Here is a 6,497-nt window from a genome sequence, read left to right as displayed (position 1 = left end):
AACCCTTCCAGCCCCCGAGCGCGGTAATACAATCTCCATTGGCCACGGCCGACCCCGTTTTGCTGCCTAGACAACAACAATTCTGCCGGTCGGCCGTGCGCCTTTCCCCTCAGATGGGAGATGAACCAAAGAAAAAGGGCGCCCCATCTGGGACGCCCCTGAAAAAACGAAGGCACCGTTTCCGATGCCTTCGGTAAAACTGGCGGAGTGGACGGGACTCGAACCCGCGACCTCCGGCGTGACAGGCCAGCATTCTAACCGACTGAACTACCACTCCGCGCTTTGAAACTTCCGCCTCGAAACTCCGGTTATCACCCCGCAGATCCGAAGCCCGGCTTTCGATATCGGCTTGCCGCATCGCGGCAAAATCGAAAGCCCTCACTTATATAAAAACAAAGGCGCCGCGAACGGCGCCTTTGGCAAAACTGGCGGAGTGGACGGGACTCGAACCCGCGACCTCCGGCGTGACAGGCCAGCATTCTAACCGACTGAACTACCACTCCGCTGCTTTAAAACCGTACCGCTGAAACTTACAACCGGGAACCCGACTCGTATCGCGCACCGTCTGGATGGGCGCTTCGGCAGAAAGACCAGCCAGCCTGGTGGGTGCTGAGGGTTTCGAACCCCCGACCCTCTCCGTGTAAAGGAGACGCTCTACCGCTGAGCTAAGCACCCGAATATCTTGGGCTTACTGCTTGGGTTCCGCGCGGCGATGACCTGCACCGCCGTCGAGTTGCTCAGTTTACAGCATCCTTCAGCGCCTTGCCAGCCTTGAAGGAGGGATTCTTCGAAGCGGCGATCTTGATCGTTTCGCCCGTCTTCGGATTGCGGCCCTGGCGGGCGGCGCGCTTGCGTACCTGGAAGGTGCCGAAGCCAACGAGCGTTACGGTGTCGCCCTTCTTGAGCGCCTTGGTGACGACGTCGATCAGCGCATCGACGGCGGCAGTAGCGTCGGTCTTCGACAGCTCGGCGGTTTCGGCGACGGCGGCTACGAGTTCGGCCTTGTTCATTATTTTTTTAACTCCCTGTGCGGTGTGACCGCGTGTTCTGAGAATCGGAACGTTCGCCGCAGGAGGCGTGCGTTCCGATCAAGTGTGCCGCGCGACAGTTTCGTTGTGCATCCAGCCATGCGGTAGCGGTCGTTATACCAGCGGCATTTTAGGGGCGCAAGCTTGAAACCCAACAGTGGCGCGGCTTTCAGCGGTTTTTCGGCATCGATTTCAAGCTATCCGACCAGCGGCCCGAGTCAGTGCTTGACGTCGGGCTGCGAATTGGTCTTGCCGCTTTCGCGCACCGGAAGTTCGCCGCCGCCGGCGGCCGGAGTCGGCGCGATAGGACGTTCAAGCGCAAGATCGAGCACCTCGTCGATCCAACGCGCCGGCACGATCTTCAAACCTTGCGTCACGCTCTTGGGCAGATCGGCCAGATCCTTGCGGTTTTCTTCCGGAATGATGACCGTGCGGATGCCGCCGCGCAGCGCCGCGAGCAACTTCTCCTTCAACCCGCCGATCGGCAGCACCCGGCCGCGCAAGGTGATCTCGCCGGTCATCGCCACATCGGCCTTGACCGGATTCTTGGTCAGCATCGACACCAGCGCGGTCGCCATGCCGATACCCGCGCTCGGGCCGTCCTTCGGCGTGGCGCCCTCGGGCACATGCACGTGCACGTCGTGCTTCTGCAGGAACTCGACGTCGATGCCCAGGGTCTGAGCGCGCGAACGCACCACCGACAAAGCCGCCGACGCCGATTCCTTCATCACGTCGCCGAGCTGGCCGGTCAGGATCAACTGGCCCTTGCCCGGCACCAGCGTGGCTTCGACCTGCAACAGGTCGCCGCCGACTTCGGTCCAGGCCAGACCGGTCACCAGGCCGATTTCGTTCTGCTCTTCGGCGCGACCGAAATCGAAACGGCGCACGCCCAAATACTTCTCGAGGTTCTTCGAGCTGATGCTGTGCGCGCCGTCCTTGCTCTTCTTGGTCTTGGGACCGGCCAGCGCAATTTCCTTGACCACCTTACGGCAGATCTTGGAAATCTCGCGTTCCAGATTACGCACGCCCGATTCGCGGGTGTAGTAGCGCACGATGTCGCGCACCGCCGATTCGACGATCTTGATCTCCTCGACCTTCAGACCGTTGGCCTTGATCTGCTTGGGCAGCAGATAGCGCATGGCGATGCTGAGCTTCTCTTCCTCGGTGTAACCCGGGATGCGGATCACTTCCATGCGGTCGAGCAGCGGACCGGGAATGTTGAGCGAATTGGAGGTCGCCACGAACATCACTTCGCTCAAGTCCATATCGACTTCGAGGTAGTGATCGTTGAACGAATGGTTCTGCTCCGGATCAAGCACTTCCAGCAGCGCCGACGACGGGTCGCCACGGAAGTCCATCGACATCTTGTCGATTTCGTCGAGTACGAACAGCGGGTTCTTGGTACCGATCTTGTTGAGGTTCTGCACGATGCGGCCCGGCATCGAACCCACATAGGTACGACGATGGCCGCGGATCTCGGCCTCGTCGCGCACGCCGCCGAGCGACATGCGCACGAACTTGCGGTTGGTGGCCTTGGCGATCGATTGACCCAGCGAGGTCTTGCCCACGCCGGGCGGACCGACCAGGCACAGGATCGCGCCCTTCATGTTTTTCACGCGCGTCTGCACGGCGAGATACTCAAGGATGCGTTCCTTGACCTTCTCCAGGCCGAAGTGGTCCGCGTCGAGCACGTCCTGCGCGGCCTTGAGGTCCTTGCGGATCTTGCTGCGCTTCTTCCACGGCACGCCGAGCAGCCAATCCAGATAATTGCGCACGACCGCGGCCTCGGCCGACATCGGCGACATCTGCTTGAGCTTGTTGAGTTCGGCCTTGGCCTTGGTCTCCACCGGCTTGGGCATGCCGGCTTCGGCGATCTTGCGCGCGAGCTCGTCGATGTCGTTGGGCGCATCGTCGATCTCGCCGAGCTCCTTCTGGATCGCCTTCATCTGCTCGTTGAGGTAGTACTCGCGCTGGCTCTTCTCCATCTGCGACTTGACCCGGCCGCGGATGCGCTTTTCCAACTGCTGCACGTCGATCTCGCCGTCGACCAGGCCGACCAGCTGTTCCAGGCGCGCGCCGATCTCATGGGTTTCGAGCAGCTTCTGCTTGTCGCCGATGCGCACGCCCAGGTGGGCGGCGACGGTGTCGGCCAGGCGGCCGGGCTCGTCGATGCCGGTCAGGGTCTGCATCAGCTCCGGCGGCAGCTTGCGATTGGTCTTGACGTACTGCTCGAACAGGCCCATCAGCGAACGCGCGATCGCTTCGATCTCGCGCTCCTCGCGATCGACGATCGGCTCCACCACCACGGCCTGACCCGACAAGGCGCCGTCGCGTTCGACCACTTCGCTGACGCCGACGCGCGAAACGCCTTCGACCAGGACCTTGATCGTGCCATCGGGCAGCTTGAGCAACTGCAGCACCTGCGCGAGCGTGCCGATGTCGTACAGATCTTCGGCGCCGGGATCGTCGGTCTCGGCGGACTTCTGCGCGACCAGCAGGATGCGCTTGTCGGATTCCATCGCCAGATCGAGGGCGCGGATGGATTTGTCGCGGCCCACGAACAGCGGGATCACCATGTGCGGGAACACGACCACGTCGCGCAGCGGCAGCACCGGCAGTTGCAGGATTTCGTGTTCGGTACGGTCGGACATGCGGACTCCAGAATGTGCGATTGGCGACCACCTCGGCCGCCACGACCGAGTTATGGGGCTGAGGCCTGGGCGATGCAAGCGCGACGATGGTCCGGGGCAGCAAATTCGCTAAAAAAACCTTTTCTATCAGTTATTTAACTTTATTCGGCACGCAAAGTTCTGTCCGCGGCACTAGTGACCGCGGACGCCCTGGCGGCAGGGCTGAACCGGCGCCTTCGACATTACGCCGATATTGTCTGAACACACGCCGATAACCGCCCGGATCGGACAGGTTTTTGCGCGGTCTCGCGGGCGTGGAGCGCCGCGGGCCGCTCCTGCCACACCGAGCCCGCTCAAGGCCCCTGTAGGAGCGGCGCAAGCCGCGACCGCGACATCGGCAAACGGCGCAAGCTGAGGTCGCGGTCGCGCCTTGCGCCGCCCCTACAGGGCGACAACCGGGATCAGTAACCTGCCCGGCCGGTATCGATCACGATGCCGTCCAGGTCCGGGGCGAACCCGCCGTTCGCGCCGCGCAGCCGGATCGTGTTCGTGCCCGCCTTCAACGGCACCTCGATCACCGCGCTGTACGGCAGGTCCCAGCTGCTGCCGCTCAAATCCAGCCGCCGATCGGCACCGCCGTTCACGCTGAGCAAGAACGAGCGCGGCTCCTTGGTCAGGAAGTCGATTTCCATCCGGTACGTCCTGGACTCGGGCATGACGACCTGGTCGAACAGCACATCGTCCTGCCCACTGAGATTGCCGGCCTTCGCCAGCCCCGAACAGGCTTCGCAGAACGCGGCATTCTTGCTGCGCACCCCGCCGACCAGCGCATTCTCCGCCTCGTAAGTGATCGAATTGGCCGGCGTGGACCCGCCATCGCCGCCGATCGCGATCCGGTCCAGATCGGAGGCATAACTGGTCGCATTGTCGAACTCGATGCGGTTCAGACCGGCGCGCAGCCGCACCGGCACCGCCGTCGACGACGGCAGCGCGAAACTGCTGCCGCCGAGATTCATCGACGTCGACGGTCCGCCGTTGACGCTGAAAGACAAAGCGCGCGGGCCCAAGGTCAGCGAATCGACCTGCATGAGATAGATGCCGGCGCGCGGCACGCGAACCTGATCGAAGGTCACCGTATTGGCGGCGCCCAGACCGAGATAGCCGACCTTGCGCCCACCGGAGCACGCGACGCAGTCGCCGATCCGCGCCGTTCCGCCCAGCACCGCGGTTTCGGCTTCGTAGAATTGCCGCGGCGCCGGCGCCGAACGCTCGCGGCCGACCACTTTCAACAAACGCACGCCATGGGCGGGAACCACCGCGTCGAAGCCCTCGCGATGGCCGCCGAGTTCGCTTGCGCTCCACAGATCGCGCACCCGCGACGCGCTCTTGAAGCCCAACTCGCTCCAGCGCACGCGCATCGGCGAAGCGAACGCGTTCAAATTGAACAGGCCCACGTAGTAAACGCCGTTGCCCTGATCCGACACCCAGACTTGGCCCTTGCCGCCGACCGCCTGCTTCGCCGGCCGGCCGGATTGATTGACCGCGATGACTTCGTCGTTGCTCAACAAGCGGCGGCCGGTTTCGTCCAGCTTGGTCATGTCGCCGCCCAGGTACATCGGCGAATTGGCCAAGGCCCAGAACGAAATCGCGGTCTTGCGCTCTTCCGGATTCAAGCCGGAGTTGACGCCGTTGAGCACCACCAGCGAATCCAGGTCGTTCCAGCCCGCAGTCGGTCCGGCGTCGTTCTGCCAGGCGACCAGATCGTAGAAACGCTGGGCCACCATCGCCCAGTTGGTGATGGTCGCGCAGCGCCCTTCGCATTCGACGTCGCCCTGGATGCGCCGCGCGTTGGAGAAATCTTGCCAGGTGCTCAGATAGTCCTGCTGCAAGCCCCACGATACGGTCAGCCAGATCGGCTTGCCGGTCTTCGCGATCGCCTTCGACCAGGCTTCCACGTCGGCGCGATTGTCGATCCCCAGATCGTTGTTGTAGGAACCCGGCGTGACTCCGTCGAGCTTGATGAAATCCACGCCATACGATGCGATTTGCGCGACGACCGAGTCCACGTACTCCTGCGCGCCGGGCTTGGAGAAATCGATCTTGTAGTGATACGGCGAGGTCGTGTTCCTGTCGCCGAACGCATTGCCGGCCCGATGCGGCTCGGCCAGGATGTCGCGGATGCGGTACGGCGTGCCGAAGATCGGATAGTTGGCCTCGACCGCGGGCAGCTGCACGCCCGGCACCCAGTAAACGCCGAGTTTCTGGCCGTTGCGATGGACGTGCGCGACCAGGGCGTTGATGTCGCGCAAACCGCTGGTCACTCGTCCGTAGCCGTCGTACGGCCCGGTCCAGCCCGAATCCAGGTTGAGATAACGATACCCGTGCGCGGTCAGCCCGGATCGGGCCAGGGCGTCGGATTGCGCGATCATGTTGTCCTGGGTGAGGAACCCGTCGACGATGGTCTGTTGGCTGAAAGTGCTCCAGCCCAGATACGGCCGTTGACCGACACCGTTGGTCTGCGCATAGGCCGGCAGCATCGCGCTACATAGAGCGATCGCGGCCAGTCGAGTCGTCCAGCGAGGAGTTCGCGCCGAAGCGGCCGGTGTTGAAGCGCGGTACGCGAACACTGCGCGCAGCGCGTCGATGTGATCGGTTGCCATGGGGTCGCCCTTTAGAGAGTCGGTCAAGACTCGATCCGAGAAACAGGCCGTCCACGCCACAGTGGGCCGCCCGCAGATGGACCGACGCCATCTCTCCGGAGCCCATCTGCGAGCGCTGCATGCCGAGGGCACGACAGCCCGACTGAAAAACCGGTTACCGCTTGAGTTGCGTACCGCTA

General features: G+C 63.2%; 3 protein-coding genes and 3 tRNA genes. All 6 read right to left on the bottom strand.

What is annotated here, in order from left to right; translation table 11 throughout:
• Positions 1-200: 200 nt before the first annotated feature.
• Positions 201-277: transfer RNA gene (locus ACTOWJ_RS07060), tRNA-Asp, on the bottom strand.
• A 149-nt stretch (positions 278-426) separates the two neighbouring features.
• Positions 427-503, bottom strand: a tRNA-Asp gene (locus ACTOWJ_RS07055).
• 97 nt (positions 504-600) lie between these two features.
• Positions 601-675, bottom strand: a tRNA-Val gene (locus ACTOWJ_RS07050).
• A gap of 62 nt (positions 676-737) precedes the next feature.
• The gene (locus ACTOWJ_RS07045) at positions 738-1,010 is read right to left on the bottom strand and encodes an HU family DNA-binding protein (protein WP_064749769.1); all 273 of its coding nucleotides are present in this window, start codon (positions 1,008-1,010) and stop codon (positions 738-740) included.
• Between the two features lie 236 nt (positions 1,011-1,246).
• The gene (gene lon, locus ACTOWJ_RS07040; protein WP_441333880.1) at positions 1,247-3,679 is read right to left on the bottom strand and encodes an endopeptidase La; all 2,433 of its coding nucleotides are present in this window, start codon (positions 3,677-3,679) and stop codon (positions 1,247-1,249) included.
• Between the two features lie 440 nt (positions 3,680-4,119).
• Complete coding sequence (locus ACTOWJ_RS07035) at positions 4,120-6,318, bottom strand: alpha-galactosidase D (RefSeq protein WP_441333879.1); 2,199 nt, start codon at positions 6,316-6,318, stop codon at positions 4,120-4,122.
• Positions 6,319-6,497: the final 179 nt, after the last annotated feature.

It is taken from the genome of Lysobacter sp. CA199 (assembly GCF_052078715.1).
Taxonomy (GTDB): domain Bacteria; phylum Pseudomonadota; class Gammaproteobacteria; order Xanthomonadales; family Xanthomonadaceae; genus Lysobacter.
Note: the sequence above shows the minus strand (reverse complement) of the source record. Positions and strands in the feature narration are given on the sequence as shown.

What these genes read in the sequence shown, in the direction of transcription:
- ACTOWJ_RS07045 (WP_064749769.1), bottom strand. Translation starts at nt 1,010, where the DNA reads ATGAACAAGGCCGAACTCGTAGCCGCCGTCGCCGAAACCGCCGAGCTG.
- lon (WP_441333880.1), bottom strand. Translation starts at nt 3,679, where the DNA reads ATGTCCGACCGTACCGAACACGAAATCCTGCAACTGCCGGTGCTGCCG.
- ACTOWJ_RS07035 (WP_441333879.1), bottom strand. Translation starts at nt 6,318, where the DNA reads ATGGCAACCGATCACATCGACGCGCTGCGCGCAGTGTTCGCGTACCGC.